The sequence below is a fragment of the Neobacillus endophyticus genome (assembly GCF_013248975.1).
Taxonomy (GTDB): Bacteria; Bacillota; Bacilli; order Bacillales; family Cytobacillaceae; genus Neobacillus; species Neobacillus endophyticus.
Map to the genome: position 1 here is coordinate 212,290 of NZ_JABRWH010000002.1, position 16,986 is coordinate 229,275.

At 35.7% G+C, this 16,986-nt stretch carries 16 protein-coding genes and 1 pseudogene; 12 read left to right on the plus strand and 5 right to left on the minus strand.

Features of this window, described 5'->3' with window-relative positions; all coding sequences use genetic code 11:
* The first annotated feature begins 20 nt into the window (after positions 1–20).
* From HPT25_RS27150 to HPT25_RS27200, 11 genes and pseudogenes are all read left to right on the plus strand, one after another.
* Positions 21–731 carry a hypothetical protein gene (locus tag HPT25_RS27150; RefSeq protein WP_173071830.1) on the plus strand — a complete coding sequence of 237 codons (711 nt, stop codon included), beginning with the start codon at positions 21–23 and terminating at the stop codon, positions 729–731.
* Positions 732–889: 158 nt separating this feature from the next.
* Positions 890–1,048: a hypothetical protein gene (locus HPT25_RS27155; protein WP_173071832.1), complete on the plus strand. Its 159-nt coding sequence runs from the start codon at positions 890–892 to the stop codon at positions 1,046–1,048.
* A gap of 366 nt (positions 1,049–1,414) precedes the next feature.
* Entirely contained in the window at positions 1,415–2,986 is a 1,572-nt protein-coding gene (gene istA / locus HPT25_RS27160; RefSeq protein WP_173066534.1) for an IS21 family transposase, read from the plus strand.
* Entirely contained in the window at positions 2,983–3,750 is a 768-nt protein-coding gene (istB, locus tag HPT25_RS27165) for an IS21-like element helper ATPase IstB (RefSeq protein WP_173062983.1), read from the plus strand. Before istA ends, istB begins: the two co-directional genes overlap by 4 nt.
* Before the next feature lie 286 nt (positions 3,751–4,036).
* A pseudogene (locus HPT25_RS27170) lies at positions 4,037–4,956 on the plus strand (IS200/IS605 family accessory protein TnpB-related protein); the annotation flags it as partial.
* Positions 4,957–5,119: 163 nt separating this feature from the next.
* On the plus strand, positions 5,120–5,605 hold the full coding sequence (locus HPT25_RS27175) for a hypothetical protein (protein WP_217270017.1): 486 nt from the start codon (positions 5,120–5,122) through the stop codon (positions 5,603–5,605).
* 15 nt (positions 5,606–5,620) lie between these two features.
* A complete protein-coding gene (locus HPT25_RS27180; protein WP_173071836.1) occupies positions 5,621–6,202 on the plus strand; it encodes a hypothetical protein in 582 nt (193 codons plus the stop codon).
* A gap of 638 nt (positions 6,203–6,840) precedes the next feature.
* Complete coding sequence (gene mntA / locus HPT25_RS27185) at positions 6,841–7,248, plus strand: type VII toxin-antitoxin system MntA family adenylyltransferase antitoxin (RefSeq protein ID WP_173071838.1); 408 nt, start codon at positions 6,841–6,843, stop codon at positions 7,246–7,248.
* Positions 7,238–7,642 carry a type VII toxin-antitoxin system HepT family RNase toxin gene (gene hepT, locus HPT25_RS27190; protein WP_173071840.1) on the plus strand — a complete coding sequence of 135 codons (405 nt, stop codon included), beginning with the start codon at positions 7,238–7,240 and terminating at the stop codon, positions 7,640–7,642. The genes mntA and hepT overlap by 11 nt, the downstream gene beginning before the upstream one ends.
* Before the next feature lie 108 nt (positions 7,643–7,750).
* Positions 7,751–8,863: a tyrosine recombinase XerS gene (xerS, locus tag HPT25_RS27195; RefSeq protein ID WP_173071842.1), complete on the plus strand. Its 1,113-nt coding sequence runs from the start codon at positions 7,751–7,753 to the stop codon at positions 8,861–8,863.
* A 360-nt stretch (positions 8,864–9,223) separates the two neighbouring features.
* The gene (locus HPT25_RS27200; RefSeq protein ID WP_173071844.1) at positions 9,224–9,928 is read left to right on the plus strand and encodes a hypothetical protein; all 705 of its coding nucleotides are present in this window, start codon (positions 9,224–9,226) and stop codon (positions 9,926–9,928) included.
* A gap of 372 nt (positions 9,929–10,300) precedes the next feature.
* On the opposite strand, the gene HPT25_RS27205 is transcribed toward HPT25_RS27200, so the two are convergent.
* The 5 genes from HPT25_RS27205 to HPT25_RS29200 form a co-directional block, all read right to left on the minus strand.
* The gene (locus HPT25_RS27205) at positions 10,301–13,273 is read right to left on the minus strand and encodes a Tn3 family transposase (protein WP_173071846.1); all 2,973 of its coding nucleotides are present in this window, start codon (positions 13,271–13,273) and stop codon (positions 10,301–10,303) included.
* Between the two features lie 14 nt (positions 13,274–13,287).
* The gene (locus tag HPT25_RS27210; protein WP_173071849.1) at positions 13,288–13,842 is read right to left on the minus strand and encodes a recombinase family protein; all 555 of its coding nucleotides are present in this window, start codon (positions 13,840–13,842) and stop codon (positions 13,288–13,290) included.
* A gap of 495 nt (positions 13,843–14,337) precedes the next feature.
* Complete coding sequence (locus HPT25_RS27215; RefSeq protein ID WP_173071851.1) at positions 14,338–15,045, minus strand: SDR family NAD(P)-dependent oxidoreductase; 708 nt, start codon at positions 15,043–15,045, stop codon at positions 14,338–14,340.
* 121 nt (positions 15,046–15,166) lie between these two features.
* Complete coding sequence (locus HPT25_RS27220; RefSeq protein ID WP_173071853.1) at positions 15,167–15,913, minus strand: SDR family oxidoreductase; 747 nt, start codon at positions 15,911–15,913, stop codon at positions 15,167–15,169.
* A 143-nt stretch (positions 15,914–16,056) separates the two neighbouring features.
* The gene (locus HPT25_RS29200; protein ID WP_281368291.1) at positions 16,057–16,188 is read right to left on the minus strand and encodes a hypothetical protein; all 132 of its coding nucleotides are present in this window, start codon (positions 16,186–16,188) and stop codon (positions 16,057–16,059) included.
* Positions 16,189–16,374: 186 nt separating this feature from the next.
* Between HPT25_RS29200 and HPT25_RS27230 the strand changes: the two genes are divergently transcribed.
* Positions 16,375–16,920 (plus strand): TetR-like C-terminal domain-containing protein, encoded by a 546-nt coding sequence (locus HPT25_RS27230; RefSeq protein WP_173071855.1) that lies wholly within the window; start codon positions 16,375–16,377, stop codon positions 16,918–16,920.
* The last annotated feature ends 66 nt before the right edge of the window (positions 16,921–16,986 follow it).

Here is a 16,986-nt window from a genome sequence, read left to right on the forward strand (position 1 = left end):
ATTAACAAAGGATGATAATAATGGGAAAAAGGAGAAAAAAGAAAAGAGGCCATTATTGCTGGGGATGCGATTCCTATAAATCTAATGAGAGTTTTAGTGGAAAAGGTCATACTATTTATTTATGTAAAAAATGTAAAAGTAATGGGGTCACTCGGAGACCTGAACGAAATGATGACTTTTACAAGCCGCAAGCAAAACCAAATCGATATATGAAAACTTTGAAAATCAAATACAATTTAATAATTGAAGATGAAAACTTTATTGTATTTTCTCGTGGTGGAACTTTTTACATTGCATGTTCTAATCCATTTGATAATAATTATTGGGTTTATATGTTCAATCTAAAATCAGAAGATAATTTTGAATCAACCATTGAATTTGATAGTCATGATGCACAATATGCTATTAATAATAAATCAGTACAGGTCGGAACGAGATATGTTGAAAATTGGGGAGAATTGAGTGAAATTGAGCCCTTCTACAAACCTTATGTTATCAAGTTAGAAGAATGGTTTGCAAACGAGGAAATTATTACGGAAGAGGACTGGAATGATGCCGTATTTGACCATGATCCATTCGATGAAGATAACTTATATTTAACCGATTTTCGAGAACTCTATCTAATCGTGAGTGACAAAGAGAAAAAACTACTTTCTTCCCTGGTGCAGCTACAGCGAATTATTTCTACAAGAATAGAGGAAAGAGAAGAGGAAGAAATAGAATTTATATAGGTGTGCAAAAGTTTTAGAAATTCGGCAAGAACCCACGTGACTTCAGTCATTGGTTGTTGACTGCTATATTATTGAATTGAATAGTTTACAATTTTACTTTATATATAATTAATGGATGGTATATTAAGTTCAAGAACGATTGTACGGAGGAGAAATTTGTGGAAGAAATCTTAAAACAAATTTTGAATGAACTAAAAGAAATGCGCGTAGACATAAATGAATTGAAACAAGGACAGAACAGGCTGGAATTTGGGCATGAAAAATTACGAAGAGTCTACAAAGTAGAAACAGAGATTGAACGATTGAGCAGACAGTAAGGAGCCCTTACTGTCTTTTAGTTTAAATCTCAAAAACTATCCGGAAAACAAAGTTTTTTTCACGAACGGGCGCGATTGTTGCAGATCACTGGTGAGAAATAATCAATCCTTTTTATAAAGAAGGTAAACTAATTCACTAGGGAAGAATCCATTTGTAACTGCTAGACTAAAGTAGTCAGAAAACGCTAGATAAAATTGAACACTTATTTGCCAATTTGATAAGGGGGAGGATTCAGTTGGTAACCGGCCCGAGGGCCGGTTACCAACTGAAAACTTCAATAGTTCCCCTATTTTAATACATGCCCTATCATTGTAAAATAACTATTTTAATAGTCTAGAATTTTACAATGATGGGGGTTAGGAAAGGTGGATAAGTGGCTCATGTATATGGAAATACATCAGCTTAGGAAAAAAGGATTTTCAATAAGCAAGATTGCGAGGAAACTAGATATCGCAAGGAATACAGTTTATACCTATCTGCAAAGAGATCCTGAAGACATGACTGAATGGTTGGCTTCTATCCGAACCAGAAGTAGGAAGCTTGACCCACATAAAGAGTTGATTCTAACTTGGCTTAAGGACCACCCAGACATGTCAGCTGCACAGGTTTTCGATTGGCTTAAGGAGAAAGACAATCGCTTGATGGTTGGTGAAAGTACAGTAAGAGGTTATGTAAAGGAGCTTCGTGAGATTTATCATATTGAGAGGACCCATCCCACAAGAAGTTATCAGGCTGTTCAGGATCCCCCGATGGGGGAACAGGCTCAGATTGACTTTGGTCAAACCAAACAGAAAGCCTCCAATGGTAAGGAAGTCAAACTGTACTTTATCTCATTCGTTCTTTCTAATTCCCGTTATAAATATATGGAGTGGCTTGATCGCCCCTTTACCACTAGGGATGTAATCAGAACCCATGAGAACGCGTTTGAATACTTTGGAGGAATTCCTAATGAACTTGTTTATGATCAAGATTCTCTCATCGTAGTAAGTGAGAACTCTGGCGATCTCATCCTGACTTCTGAGTTTCAGGGTTATCGGCAAGAACGAGATCTTAATCTTCGCGTTTGTCGTAAAGCTGACCCAGAAAGCAAAGGGAAAATTGAAAATACGGTCAAATTCATCAAGAAAAACTTTGCCAAACACCGGGTTTTTCATAACCTTGACCAATGGAACGAACAGTGTTTGGAATGGTTGGATCGTACCGGGAACGGTAAAATCCATAACACTACAAAAAAAAGACCGGCAGAAGTGTTCATCGAAGAAAAGCAACACTTAAGACCGATCACAAACAAAAAAACATTTCATAATAAGATGAGTATAACAAGGACAGTCCGAAAGGACAATACCATCTTGTATCAGTCAAACCGATATTCTGTTCCTCTCGGAACTTATAAAAAAGACAAGATGGTTTACTTGATAATTACTGATGATGGGCGTCTGGTTATACACGATAAAGCAGAAAGAAATGTAATTGCGGACCATAGACTAGAAACAGGCAAGGGAAAGCTAGTTCAGGATCGAAACCATACTCGTGACCGGTCCCGAGGCATACCAGAATACATTTCTCATTTAGCAGCCAAATTCAACAACCCAGATCAGGCAAATGACTATCTGGAAAATATCTATCATGGGTACCCAAGGTACATCCGGGATCAACTTCAATTAATTCGAAGAACGATAGAGGAACTTGACGAGGATCTGATGAATCAAGCAATGGAAGAGTGTATAAAAAAGAAGCTTTACAGCGCAAATGACTTCAGCGATGTCGTTGAATACCTAAAACGCCAACGCTTATTGAACACTAATCCAAAGCCTCCGTCCCCTGCAGTTCACCCAATAAAGTCGTTAAATGATGCCGATGAGTCAATTTTATTGGCCAAGCCGTCAGTAAGAGATCCAAAGGAATATGAAGAATTATTTAAAGGAGTAGTCATATGAACGTGATTTTGGAAACTATGCAGAATCAGTTAAAATCACTGACGTTGACGGAGGCAGCTAAAGTTGTTCCGACTATCATTCAGCAAGCAGAATCGGAAGATTGGTCTTATAGCCAGTTTCTTCAGAAATTGCTTGGGCATGAGCAAGAAAGACGGGAAGAAAAACAAATGGAAAAGCGTCTGAAATGGGCTGCTTTTCCCTTCCAAAAAACTCTTCAGGAGTTTGATCTTAATGAACAACAATCGCTTAGCAGAAAGCAATTTACACAATTGAGCGAGCTGAACTGGCTTGATCAGATGTTCAATCTCATCCTCCTTGGTCCCCCAGGAGTTGGCAAAACACATCTAGCTATAGGTTTAGGATTGGAAGCAATATACAAGGGCTATAAAGTTGCATTTATCTCAATGGGAGAACTGATTCACACATTAAAGACTGAGGAAATAACAAGAAGATCTCAGGCACGACTCAAGAGGATTAGAGAAGCAAATTTGGTTGTCATCGACGATTTAATGTTTATGGCAATGGATTCAAAAGAGGCTAATCTTTTTTTTCACTTGATTAACGAGCTTTACAACAGTGCATCTATCATTCTTACATCCAATAAAGGGCCAAGTGATTGGGGAGACTTGATAGGTGATCCAGCCATCACCACGGCAATTTTAGACAGAATTGCACACCGTTCTGAGATTGTTCATCTAAACGGCGATAGTTACAGAATGAAACATAGAACTTCCATTTTTGGAGAAAAAACTGTTCAAAAATAATGAGCAAAAAGTGTTCAATTTTACTTGACGCTTACACCATTTTGATCAACCTTTTCAAAACGGATTCTTTTATTTATCCTTTCCGGCAAGAAGACTCCATCTGATTTTTGTTACGGGCGAAGCCCAACCATTCAGGTGGAGATGAATGGCCGTCTGCCGAGAGGCAGAAGTTTTTAAACTTCTATATTTTTTGTTTTAAAGCGAACAGGCATTCGACTTTTTCGTTATCTTATTCTAAAATGTCAAATAGATATTCTTCCTTTTCTTTAAAAAAGGTGGTGAAAAAATGGCAAGAAAAAAAGCAATTAAAGTATTGCGTAAGAAAAAGAAGGCAGAAAATATTCAACGGTTTACTCAGACTCAAAACCTTGGACGCAGTAGCCTGACGGCGAAAGAATTCAACGTTCTTAAAAGAATGACGCATAGTTCAAAAGCCTTGCGAAATGTTGGTCTTTACACGATTAAGAAGTATTTTCGTGAGAATAATAGAAATGCCACTGCCAAAGAAATGGACGCAGCCATGTAAGCTGATATGAACTATTGGGGTGTTCAATCCAATTCTGTTCAAGCAATTCGCCGTTCATTGTTAGAAGAAGTGAACAGCTTTTTTAAAGCATTAGCGTCTTGGAACGAGAATCCTGAAAAGTTCACTGGTCGTCCTAAGTTTCCGAAGTATTCTGGTTCGACTGAAAAACGGATCATCGAAATTTACCAAGTGCCAAAGGTCGATAAAGATGGTTATTGGGCAATACCGATGAATGTCGGATTTAGAAAACGGTTTGGCTCCATCAAAATTCGTATGCCTAAAAACTTGTTGAACAAAAAGATTTCCTATATCGAAATCGTACCCAAGCAAAAAGGTCGGTTCTTTGAGGTGCATTACACATATGAAATGCAAATCTCTCAAATGAAGAAGCAACCAACGACTACTATGAACGCTTTGAGTTGCGATTTAGGTGTAGATAGACTATTAAGCTGTGCAACAAGTAAGAGCTTTGGAATAAACGTGAAAGGCAAATTAATGGTTATATTTCACAAACCGTAGGTTTGTTATTTAAAAAAGTGAAAGAATTCAGCATAGATACCATTGTCGTTGGCTATAATGCTGGTTGGAAACAAGAAGCTGACATGGGGAAAAAGAATAATCAGAAATTTGTTCAAATACCATTCCGTAAGTTGATTTCTGCCATTGAAAACAAATGTTTGATAAATGATTCTTCAGAGGAAACTGGTTCAGGAGAAGAGTCTAAGATTGAGCAAGTTGAAACACGTATAGAGGTAATGAATAATCGACTGGCAATTTATTTTTTAAATGTTCAGAGCGTTCCTAAGGAGGTTCAAGAGCATGTTCTTTCCTTGTTTAGAAAATTTGAAGAAGGCGAGATTCCCGATTCAATCAGTTAAACTTTTTGATTGGTGGTTAGGAACAAGAAGACAAAATACTTTAAGTTCTTTAAATCCACTTCAATTTAGTTTAGATTGCGAAATCGATGTACAACATACACTAAAACTGTTTTCTCATGCAGTTTTTGACCCTGAAATTGCCTTATTACGTAGAAAATATACTGTGTTTTGCCCTAGATGTACTCATAAGGTTTTTAAATCGAATGATATTATTGAAAATAATGAATTACACTGTGATAATTGTGGAACAGTTATTAAACCACATTTAATACAGGATTTTACAGAATTAACTTTTGAATTACTTAAAGTAGCTCAACCTCTGGAATCAAATTATCCAAATCTGCACCCTTTAGGTGGGGCTCAGGGAAACGCACAAAGCCTTCGGATTTCAGATATGAACAGATATATTAATAATGATGACGATATTCGGAGGCTTTACGATTGCCTTTAATTAGTAGGTGAAATAGTGAAAACAAAAGTTGAAATAAGTATAGGTCTTTTAATCCTTTTAATACTCCTTGCAATAATCTTGGGTTTGATTACTTCACTCAGTGGGCTTTTAGTTACAAGTGTGGAAGCAGCGAAACAAGATTATATAAGTGCAATTATTGGGAGTTTAGGCAATGTAATCGGTGGAATTATAGGTGTTCTGGCTGCAGTTCTTGTTGCTGCATACCAAATTAGAAAAACATTCGATTTGGAACGGAATAAAGGTGTTGCTAATAATTCAGCAGTTCTAAGGTTAATAAGAACAGAATTGGAATCTAATCACAGACTTATTCAGAATTTTAGAGAACAATATGTCCAGGGTAACAAAACTTTTCTAGATTTAATTAGTACAGATAACTGGGAACGGTGTTCATTACAAATTGGAATGGAAACAAGTGACGATACCTTAAACGCTGTTAGTTCGGTTTATAGAAAAATTAATTTACTTAAAAGTGATAGGAATATGGATGTTCAAACATATGACAGACTTGTATCTGATTTGTCGGCTGCTTTAGGTAATGTAGATAACGACCTTAGGCTTTTACAGTCAAATAATTAGACAAAATTAATGTCAATGAATTTTGTTCGATTGTGAATAATAAACTGCAAACCTTTTTGTATTAGGGATTTGCCTCTTTCGGTAAAATATTAAAAAAAGAAAGTACAGTTTTTCACTTGTTTCCTCAGTTCCTTGGTCACGGACTAGAAATAACAACCGATAATTAGAAATAATAAAACTACTGAAAAATGACCAAAAATCTTTTAAGATAAAGGATTTTCGATAACAACTGATAACAAAAAATAACTAGAAAAAACAACTACCCTCGAACTTCAAAAATGGTTGAGACCACTTGGAAAGTTTTTTAGTGGGACTAGCGAAAGTTCAAGAAAAGTTTAGTGTATAATTTTTCATCTAAAAATTGGATATCTGTACGTGCGATTTGAATTACTAAAGAACTTAACAATTTAAATTTATATTTGTTAAGTTCTTCTGATTTTTTAGAACAAACAAATCATAGTGCTTTAACTCTTAATAATAACAACTCCTTAGAGATTTTCACCAATTTACTTTATAGAAGGAGGGAGAGGAGTTTAGAAAAGTTGTCTAAAACTATTCGTATAATACTAATTTTACGAATAGTATTTTTAATTTTAAAATATGTTATAATTAAAGAAAAATATGGGGGTTTTTAGACAATGAGTGAAAATCTGGAACAAATCATTGTAGAAATATTAAATAAGCAAGTATCTCCATTTTTAATTTATTTATTTGGCTCCACTGCTACTGGTAACTTACATAAAGATAGTGACGTCGATGTTGCTTTTCAAAGCAACGATAAAATATTAGACAAATATGAGTTATTTATGATTGCCCAAGAAATAGCTTCAAAACTGAATCGTGATGTTGACCTGATTGATCTAAGATTGGCAAGCACGGTTTTCCAAGCCCAAGTGGTTCATACTGGAAAAGTAATTTATTGTAGTGATCATCTTAAAAAAGCCGAATATGAGCTAAAAACATTAAAAATGTATACCAAATTAAACGAAGAACGTTCTCATATATTAAAAAATGTTGAAGAAAGTGGGTCCATCTATGAAAAATGATGTGATTTTAAATAAAATAAGCATTATTGAGCGATGTATTAAACGAATTCATGAGGAATATGGAAGTAATCCCGAAAACTTAAAAAATTACACTAAACAGGACTCTATAGTGTTGAATTTACAACGAGCGTGTGAAGCATGTATTGATCTTTCCATGCATATAGTCGCTGAGAAAAAACTTGGACTTCCACAAAATAGTCGAGACGCTTTTTCCCTATTAGAAGAAGAAGGAATTCTCCCCTCCTCGCTCTCTCAGAAAATGAAAGCTATGGTGGGGTTCCGAAACATTGCAGTACATGATTATCAAGAGATTAATTTAAGCATTTTACAGAAAATCCTTGAAAATCATTTAGTCGACTTTTTTCAATTTACAAAAACCATTTTGCTTTATTAAGAATTCATTTCCCATAATTATATTATGTAAACTACTGTTCGTAAAAATTGTCTTATACGAACATTTGATCTAAAATAAAGAATAATATTTTCTTTTGAGGTGCTTTGAATGGCCATTTCCAAACAACATGAAAAATTCCAGAATCAATTAGAAATTCTACTTAAAGAAATGCCTGAGTATGTGGTGGAATATGTGGATGCCAAACAGGACATCCGTTCCCCCCTCACCCTCTTTAACTACGTTAGGGATTTTCGTGATTTTTTTAATTGGCTTATAGCAGAAGGAATTGCAAATTATGAGCGTATTAAAGATATTCCACCTGAAACCTTAGCTACTCTTACTCTAGATGAGGCAAGGAATTATTTTAAATTTTTGGCTAGGAAAAAATACAAATTATCACAAGAAGACGATGAAACCAAACAAATCGACCCAAAAACAGTTAATCGTCACAAGTCCTCCCTTCGTTCATTATTTAAATACTTAACAATTGAGGCTGAACTTCAAAATAACGAGCCTTATTTCCACCGAAACGTTATGCAAAAAATAGAAGTTACTAAAGTAAAAGAAACTTTTAATGAACGTTCGAAAAAGCTTACTGAAAAGATATTTATTGGAGATAAAGATCTTGAATTTTTAGACTATATAAAGGATGGATATCAGCACTCCCTCTCCCCTGCACAGTCTAGGTACTTTAAACGAGATAGAGAACGAGATATTAGTATACTCTCATTGTTTTTAGGTACTGGTATACGTGTTAATGAATTATCAAATCTTAGAATTAAGGATATTGATTTTTCATCCCTAGAGATAAGTGTAATCCGAAAAGGAAATAAGAAAGATACCGTTTCAGTTACTCCGTCTGCTCTTGAGGACCTTCAAAAGTACCTTTCTATTCGAATTGACAGATATAAAGCTGGATATGGAGAAAACGAGTTTGTATTTCTAAAATTATATAAAAATGAACCTAAACCTCTTACTAATCGTGCTATAGAAGATATTGTTTATAAATACACTAAGTCTTTTGACAAAAGAATGTCTCCGCATAAATTACGACATACTTATGCCACTAACCTATCCGAGCAAACCAATGGAGATATTCCTTTAATTATGTCCCAGCTTGGCCATACTTCATCTGAAATTTCGTTACTTTATATAAATACAACAAGAGAAAAAGCAAGAAAAGCTGCAGAAGCTTTAGATAAGCGTAGAAAAAGGAATTAATTGAAGAAGTTCAGTAAAAAAATTTAAAAAAACAAGTGAAATAAATGTTTTCCTCTTTTCCTCACAGCTTGATGAACAAGCATGAATCGTATAGATGTTTCAGAAAAAGCTGGTATTCCTAAAATGACCTATATCGGATGATTCAAAACAACAAAGAGACAAACTAATACAAGTGGGGCAAGAGGTGCTTAAGTAAGCTATGTCTACTTTGCTCCTCTGGTTACAGCTCAGGACAAGTTAACTCGCCTTTCTTGAATCAGTAGATAGTTCACAATATCCCCGTGTAATGCGTGAATTAGTAAAATATTGCTTTATTGAGCAATCATTGTAGTTCAATGAAATAGGAAGGATAAATCTAGTTTGAGAAAAGAAGAGTATAAAAAACAATTGCTTAAACATAAAGAACATATTACAACCGTGAGAAATTGGGATGTCTATGCTAGAGAGCATGGCCTCCCTTCTTCTCATTTGCTTATTACTGCTTTTGAAAGTTGGAAAAAGGTTAAGGAAGAAATAGGAATAAAAGAGGTCGATAGAGAAAAAGAGCTTATCAATATTGCTTCAAACCATAAAAATCACTTTACAACTGTAAACAATTGGAATAATTATGCGAGAGAACATAATTTGCCCAATGCCTTTACTTATATCTCCCACTTTGATTCTTGGAATAGTGCAAAAGAAAAGTTAAATTTATCACCTACCTCTCCTTATCCTTCAAAAGAAGAAAAAAAGGAAGAAATGATTGCTGTTTTAAAAGAACATGGATCACAGTATATTGACCGTACCGAATGGGACAAATATGCAAAGACTCACAATTTACCAACTTACAAAACAATAAGGAACTATCTGACCTTTGAAGAGGTAAAAGCGATTATCCCCAAAGAAATTAAATACAACTATAGCAAACAAGAGTTAATTCAAATAGCTAGAGCACATTTTGAACATTTTTCAAGCATGGGAAAATGGAATCAATATGCCAAAGAGAATGGTTTGCCTAATGCAACCACTTTTTATAGAAAGTTTGGAACGTGGAAACAAGCAAAAATCGAAGTGTTTCAAAAATAATGGCTGTTTTCGTCATTTAGATGCTGAATTGGAAAAAGGAATGTGGCGGTGGAGAAATGAAGTTAGGAAACAAGAAAATTATCAACGGTAAAGCAAAAGATATATATAACTAAATAAAAGCAGGCAATCATTCTGATTCCAAGAAAAAATTTATGAAAGAAGCGAAAGAAATCACAAAAAAACATAATAAGTAATATTTATGGAGAGTCGCAAAGGCGGCTCTTTTCTCGCATATTAACAATAATGGAACTGGGATTAATTCAGATTTCTTTCTTTTATTCCAAAATGCCTATAAAGGGGTAAGTCCGAGATAAGTCCAAAAACGGCATGATAGATAGAAAAAAATGTAAAAATGGCTCAAAAGCCCTTTTCTTAAGCTGTTTTAAGCACTAATCCTAGCTTTCCATCTAAAGGTTGAGGTGGTTCTTCTAAATCAATGACGTAATCGCCAAATCGTTTGATATGTTCCATAAGATAGGGACTTAGTGCACTTAGATCGTCTGGATCAACGAAATGTCCTTCTTTCCTTAACTGCCGGATCACTGTGGTCATATCCACAACGTTTTGAAAAATAACCGCATTTGCAACCAGGTCTCCATACTTAATAAACTTTTCTTGTTGCTCAGGATCATTTTCAGCAATAATTCCATGTCCACCAAAGAACAACCATTTGGAAAATCCGTTGTAAGCCTCTGCTTTATTAGTAGTAGCAGTGATTGTCCTGCGCAACTCAATATCAGAAATGTACTGCAGTAAGAAAACTGTGCGCACGACACGTCCCAGTTCTCTAAATGCCTGATAGAGCTTGTTTTTTTGGCTGTAATTTCCAAGCCTTCTTAGTAACATAGCAGAAGAGATTTTCCCATGCTTAATGGACAAAACCACTCGTAAAAGATCCTTCCAATGTAATTCGATTAAATCCCAGTCGATCGTATCACTAAAAAGAGAATCGATGTGCTTATATTTTATGTCAGTACTAGGACGGAAAAAAGTGAGCTGTTTGAAATTTCGAATTCTCGGCATCAGTTTGATACCCAGCAGATGAGATAAGCCAAATACTGGGGTAGATTGACCTTGTGTGTCAGCATGAATAGTGTCTGGTTGCATATCTGACTCGTTTTTCAGCAAACCATCAAGGATATAAACGGCTTCCCATACCCCACAAGGGATGAAATGGCTGAAAAGAGCAATGTAGTTGTCAGATACATGATGGTACGCAATCCCACCATAACCTCCATATCTAATATGGTATTCAGCCAATAGATTTTCCTCATAAATATCATATTTGGTTCCATCTGCTGCAGCAGATTCCCCTTTTCCCCATAGCTTAGGTAAATCAAACTCATAATGATAATGGTTTATGATATCCTTCAAAGCTTGGTCAATCTTTCTCGCCGTAATATGCCTTTGATTTGTATAGGATAGGGCACTACCGGTCACATCTGCTCGCATATGCCGAGCTGCCTGAATAGGTCCTAAATTGCATCCATAAGCAAAAGTAGTCAATATGTATCGCTCACGTGGATTTTTAAGCTTTGGATCGGAACCGGAAGATGGCCCGAAATGACGTGTCCAATTAATCCAGTGTTCTACATTGCACAAGATATCGATCAAATTTCTTTCAGGGAGACGCTCCTTAATCAACGCTTCTAATTCTTTTAATGACTTTTTGTATTCTCGTTTCTTCACTTTCTTCAAAATTGGCTCACCGACTTCGTTAATGCTCACGTGCTCATTATCGGGAAAGTCCCGATCAATTTGTTTCGAGGACTCAATCATCCATGATTTCAATCCCTTCACAAAGTCTACCTCATTATCAGGGAAACCTAATTCACGACAGTATTCCGATATTAAAGGTTTACATTCTTCCCAAGGTAACAATTGTTTTCGATAGTCAGCATAAGATTCGGACCCTGGGACACAAATATCGCCAGATTTTAGTTCTGTTGCAATACAAGATAAGACACAAGCTTCCAAGTGCCGGCGATGAATGAGCCAACCTCCAACCCTTTGTTTTACACGAACCATCCTGCGCCATTGATCAGAGGCAAAAGAGAGATCCACTTCATCAGGCAGCCTATCCGTGCGCTTGTTCCTGTTTTCCATCACAAATTCAAGCGCATACATTAAGGATTGATCTTGAGAGGTAGATGTAAACTGTAATAGATCAGCCAGCTTGAAAAGAATAGACCGACTATTTTTATAATGTTTTTGGATGAAAGGGTAATAGTTATTTCCTCTAATTGAAGCAACTGCTTCACATTTATCCAACAATGTCTGGACACTTCCATAAGAGGCGATGGTTTCTTTTACTTTCTCATGACTAACAGCATCATCATTCTCACTCGCCATGACCAGCAAGACGTCGTTAAAAATTGAAATTAGATTTTCTAGTTCATTTTGCTTCTGTTCCCTCATATCCTTATAATCTTCTTTGCTGGAGTTATGTATGGTTCCAATCCTTTTTTGATACATTTCAGCCAAGTGATCTTTGGTTTTTACTTGGGATTGATGGATTAAACTGATGAGAAGAGTGATTCGCTTCGGTTCGGAGTAATCTTTTAATTCGGCTGCATCTAGTGATTTGGCTTCAGCTGCAAAATATTTAATCTTAGATGGTGAAATTCCCTCCAAAGAGAGTGTCATATCACCGTAAGATTGAAGCCAAATAAAATAGTCGATATGATCCCTTAGATTTTTCAAAGTTGGCTTTTTGGGTAGGGTTTTAAACCGATTGTAGTCACTGTAATGTTGGTTCGTGCTTCTTATAAGCAATTCATTGAAAGAGTGTATCTGTTCACTAGACAGCCTATTGAATACCAGTTGGAACAGATCCTCATTTACTGCCCTGCGAATTTGCCCAGTTAACTCATCTAGGACACGGAAACTCGGTAACTCGCATCGATTTTTAACTAGCTCTTCAATAGCGATATTAATTAGATCAGGAGGATGATCTTTCACCTTAGCTGCTTCGGTTAAGATTTTTATCATGATAGGACGTGTTTCTTTTCCGTTCGGTATGACATGAAAATACTCTCTGATCTTTTGTTGATATTTACGGGTAACTCGAGACGGTTGGATATCCAATGGAGTATCTAGAGATAAGCTTAAGCAATCTCGAATATGTTCAATGATCCCTTTCGGGATGGCGTCACTCTTTGGAAAGTATCCTAATTTCTGAAATGTTTTCAGCAGCACCATGGCTTTCAGCAAAAATTCTGATCCCCGTGCAAAGGAATGAACAAATTGGGTTTCTTCTATAGTTGGTGTATAGATTTGATGCAGTTCTTTTTTCGTCAGGTTACGTTTAAATCGAGGATACGCTGTTCTCTCAATCGATGCCATAATACAAACTCCCTCTACTTTTCTAAATAGCGATAAAGAGTGGCCCTGCTAATTCCAGTCATTTCAACAATTTCTTTCACACTATATTGCTCGGTGTGGTAAAGATTGATTGCTTTTGTAATCTCCCTTGAATTAACTTTTGGACGTCCACCTTGTCTTCCACGCGCTCTGGCGCTTTTTAATCCTTCTTTGGTCCGTTCTACAATTAATTCACGTTCAAACTGACTAAACGCTTGAAACACCGTCATCATTAATCTTCCTTGTGGTGTGGATGTGTCAAAATTTTCCTTTAAACTGATTAATTTAACATCGTGTTCCTCAAAATAGTTAACTAAATCAATTAAATCTTTCGTACTCCTACCTAAACGTGAAAAACTCTCAACTACTACAGTATCCCTCGGCCTTAATTTATCCTTCAGTCGATTTAATTCAGGGCGATTAGTCTTTGTTCCTGTCATTTTTTCAGTTAGTATTTCATTGCAATTATAATTTTTCAATAAATCAAGTTGTCGAGCTAATTCTTGTTGCCTAGTACTGACTCGAGCATATCCATAAACATATGAACTCATATAAAATTTTCACCTCTATGTAAAATTGTATCATAAAGGGGAGTTATAGAAATATAGATTTTGAGTAATGTTTTGATACAAAACAAAAGTTATTAAACCGTTAAAAACTAACTTAAAATAAAAAATCTCAAAAACAATCGTTTTTGAGATAGTAAAACAAAAAATATCATTTTATTATGGATTTTGAAAAAGTAGGATATTCCATAAAATGGAGATACTGTTTATGAACTAAATATACAGATTATCCTTTTTTTATTTGTTCAGCATTCGGGCCATTTAATTGAATAACTTACTAAGATTGTGAAGTAGTGAACTTAAACTAACGAAGTTTAGTTTAATTGTATTTCTTCACAAGGTTAGGGAAAAAGCCGATTATCCTTTTCATGACAAGGATAATCGGCTATTTTCTTTAATTAGATTTTAAACAATGACATTTCAAAATCCCGCTTCATCGAAGTATACTTATACACCAAATAATTTGCTTATACTGTATTGCTACCATTCGATTCGTTTTCCATCTCTGAAGAATCCTCCGTTTGGTCCTTCAGGTCCAATCGTCGCAAACCAAAGGATATATTCGGCAGCTTGCTCAGGGGTTCTTGGAGCAGATGGTCCACCCATATCGGAGCACACCCATCCCGGATCGACCGCATTTATTTTGATATCACCTCTGATTTCTGCAGCAACCAAACGTGTCAATCCATTTAGGGCAAATTTAGACAACTTATAAGCTCCTACTCCTGGATATGACATTTCGTTAAAGGCTCCATATTCTGAGGACAAATTAATAATTCTCCCATAGCCTTGTTTTTCCATGAGGGGAATAAAGGAACGAATCACATGGTAAATTCCAAAGAAATTTGTTGCCATTGTTTTCTCAAGAATGCAAGGGTCCATAGCCAATAACTTTTCATTCTTATCTAAATACACGCCTGCATTATTAATCAATAAGTCTAATTTCCCATACTTTTCATTTATTGCTACTGCAGCATGACGGATGCTTTCTTGATTGGTGACATCCATCACTACACACGAAACATCCAAATCTAACTCTTTAAATCTTTGCACAGCTTTATGACCCATCTCTGGATCCCGGCTTGCTAAAATGACCTTCAAACCTTTTAACGCCAACTGCTTGACTAGCTCATATCCAATTCCTCGATTCCCACCAGTGACAAGTGCAACTTCTATATCTTTTGACATTTTAATTCCTCCATTTTTCGACTAATAGGTTTGTTAGAAGAAATTAAAAGGCTGCGAGGTCTTCTCGACAGCAATGCCTTAGAAAATGAATAGCTCTTAGTTTTATCTTATCCTGTAATTATTACCAAGGTTGACTTGTTGGTCCAATTGTAAACTCATTAATGTTCGTATCTTCTGGCTGATCAATCGCGAATGCAACAACATTGGCAACTCGATCAGGTGAAATACCATATTGTTCGTACAACGCAGTCATACCTTCTGAAACATTCTTATCAGTAATCGTACCCAACAATTCCGTGTTGATCGCTGCTGGATAAATAGTTGCTGTGCGGATGTTAGTACCTTCTTGGGCAGATTCCATACGCAAAACTTCCATTAAATCACGAACAGCCCACTTTGTTGCGCCATAAACAGCACCTCCTGGGTAAGCTTTAAGCCCAGCTACTGATGAAGTAGTGATGATATGTCCAGACTTTTGCGATGTAAATGTTGGCAATACTGCAGCGATACCATTCAATACACCTTTAATATTGACGTCAACCATACTGTTCCACTCGTCAGTTTTTAATTCGGAAAGTGATGAATTAGGCATTATTCCAGCGTTCAAGAAGATTACATCGACACGACCAAAAGTGTCTTTAGCTAGTTGAACAAGCTGCTGACTATCATCTGGATTAACAACATCTGTGACGCGATAAGCAGCTTGTCCACCAGCTTTTTGAATTTCCTCAGTCAATGTTTTTAATTTGTCTTCGCGACGAGCGCCCAAAACAATTTTAGCACCTTTACTTGCCAATAATTTTGCAGTTGCTTCACCAATTCCAGATGAAGCTCCAGTGATTATTACTACCTTGTTTTCAATTGTCATTTCGTTTTTTCATCCTTTCAAATTTATTGTCGTTATTTTAAACTTCATTTCATTAACTAAGGATTTACCAAGAATGGTGTTTTATTATACCAATTCATTGGAAGTAAGTCCTTCACGTTATCAGCTTTCAACGTTGATCCTTTTCACTTACTGCTCCTTACTTTTACATGAAACGAGAATTGCCGCCCTGCCCTGTTTTGAGCATAAATAACTGAACCCTGCTTTTTAACACCACCATAGGGTGCACCTATAATAACGGGGGCGTGTTTCTTCATATTCAATAACATCCTGACATGTTAAATAAAAATTACAATTGATGTTTTCACGACATCTGTCAATAATTTATAATATAACTAAAAACAAAACAAGACATGAAACTCGTTAATTTAACCGGATTTGTTGTTTACACAACAAATCGATAAAAATTGTCGATTATCTCAAGAAAGGAGGGTATTTTTAACATGTCAAAAGTTGATAGAAGGGTTGCTAGAACTCAAGAAGCAATAAAAAAGGCATTTCTTGAATTGATTTCAGAAAAAAATTTCGATAGCATTACCATTCAGGATATTTCTGACAGGGCAAATATTAATCGTGCAACTGTTTATCTTCATTACATGGATAAATTTGATCTGTTGGATAAGATTATCGAAGAACATATTAGTAACATGGCTAGACTTTGTGAGTTGGAAGCTGAAATGGATTGGATTGAAGCGACCGTACTCTGCATGGAATATCTTGAAAGTAATTATTTATTTTTTTCGACGATGATGGTAAGTGAAGGAGCTCCGTATTTTCGTAGCCGGTTTGTTCAACATAATATCGAAGAATTCAAAAAAGACGTAGATGTAACAAAAGGCAAAAACCTCGGTCAAAATGAAGATATAGTTGCAGAATTTGTTGCAAATGCTTACGTGGGTGTAGTGGAATGGTGGCTAAAAAATGGCATGCCTTATCCACCGCAGGAAATGGCAAAAAGAGTGGGGAATTTATTAGATAGGATTATATAGATTTATCGCATAAAAAACTGTTATTTATTAAGGAATGAGGAGGATAATGTGTTCTTCACGATTCAA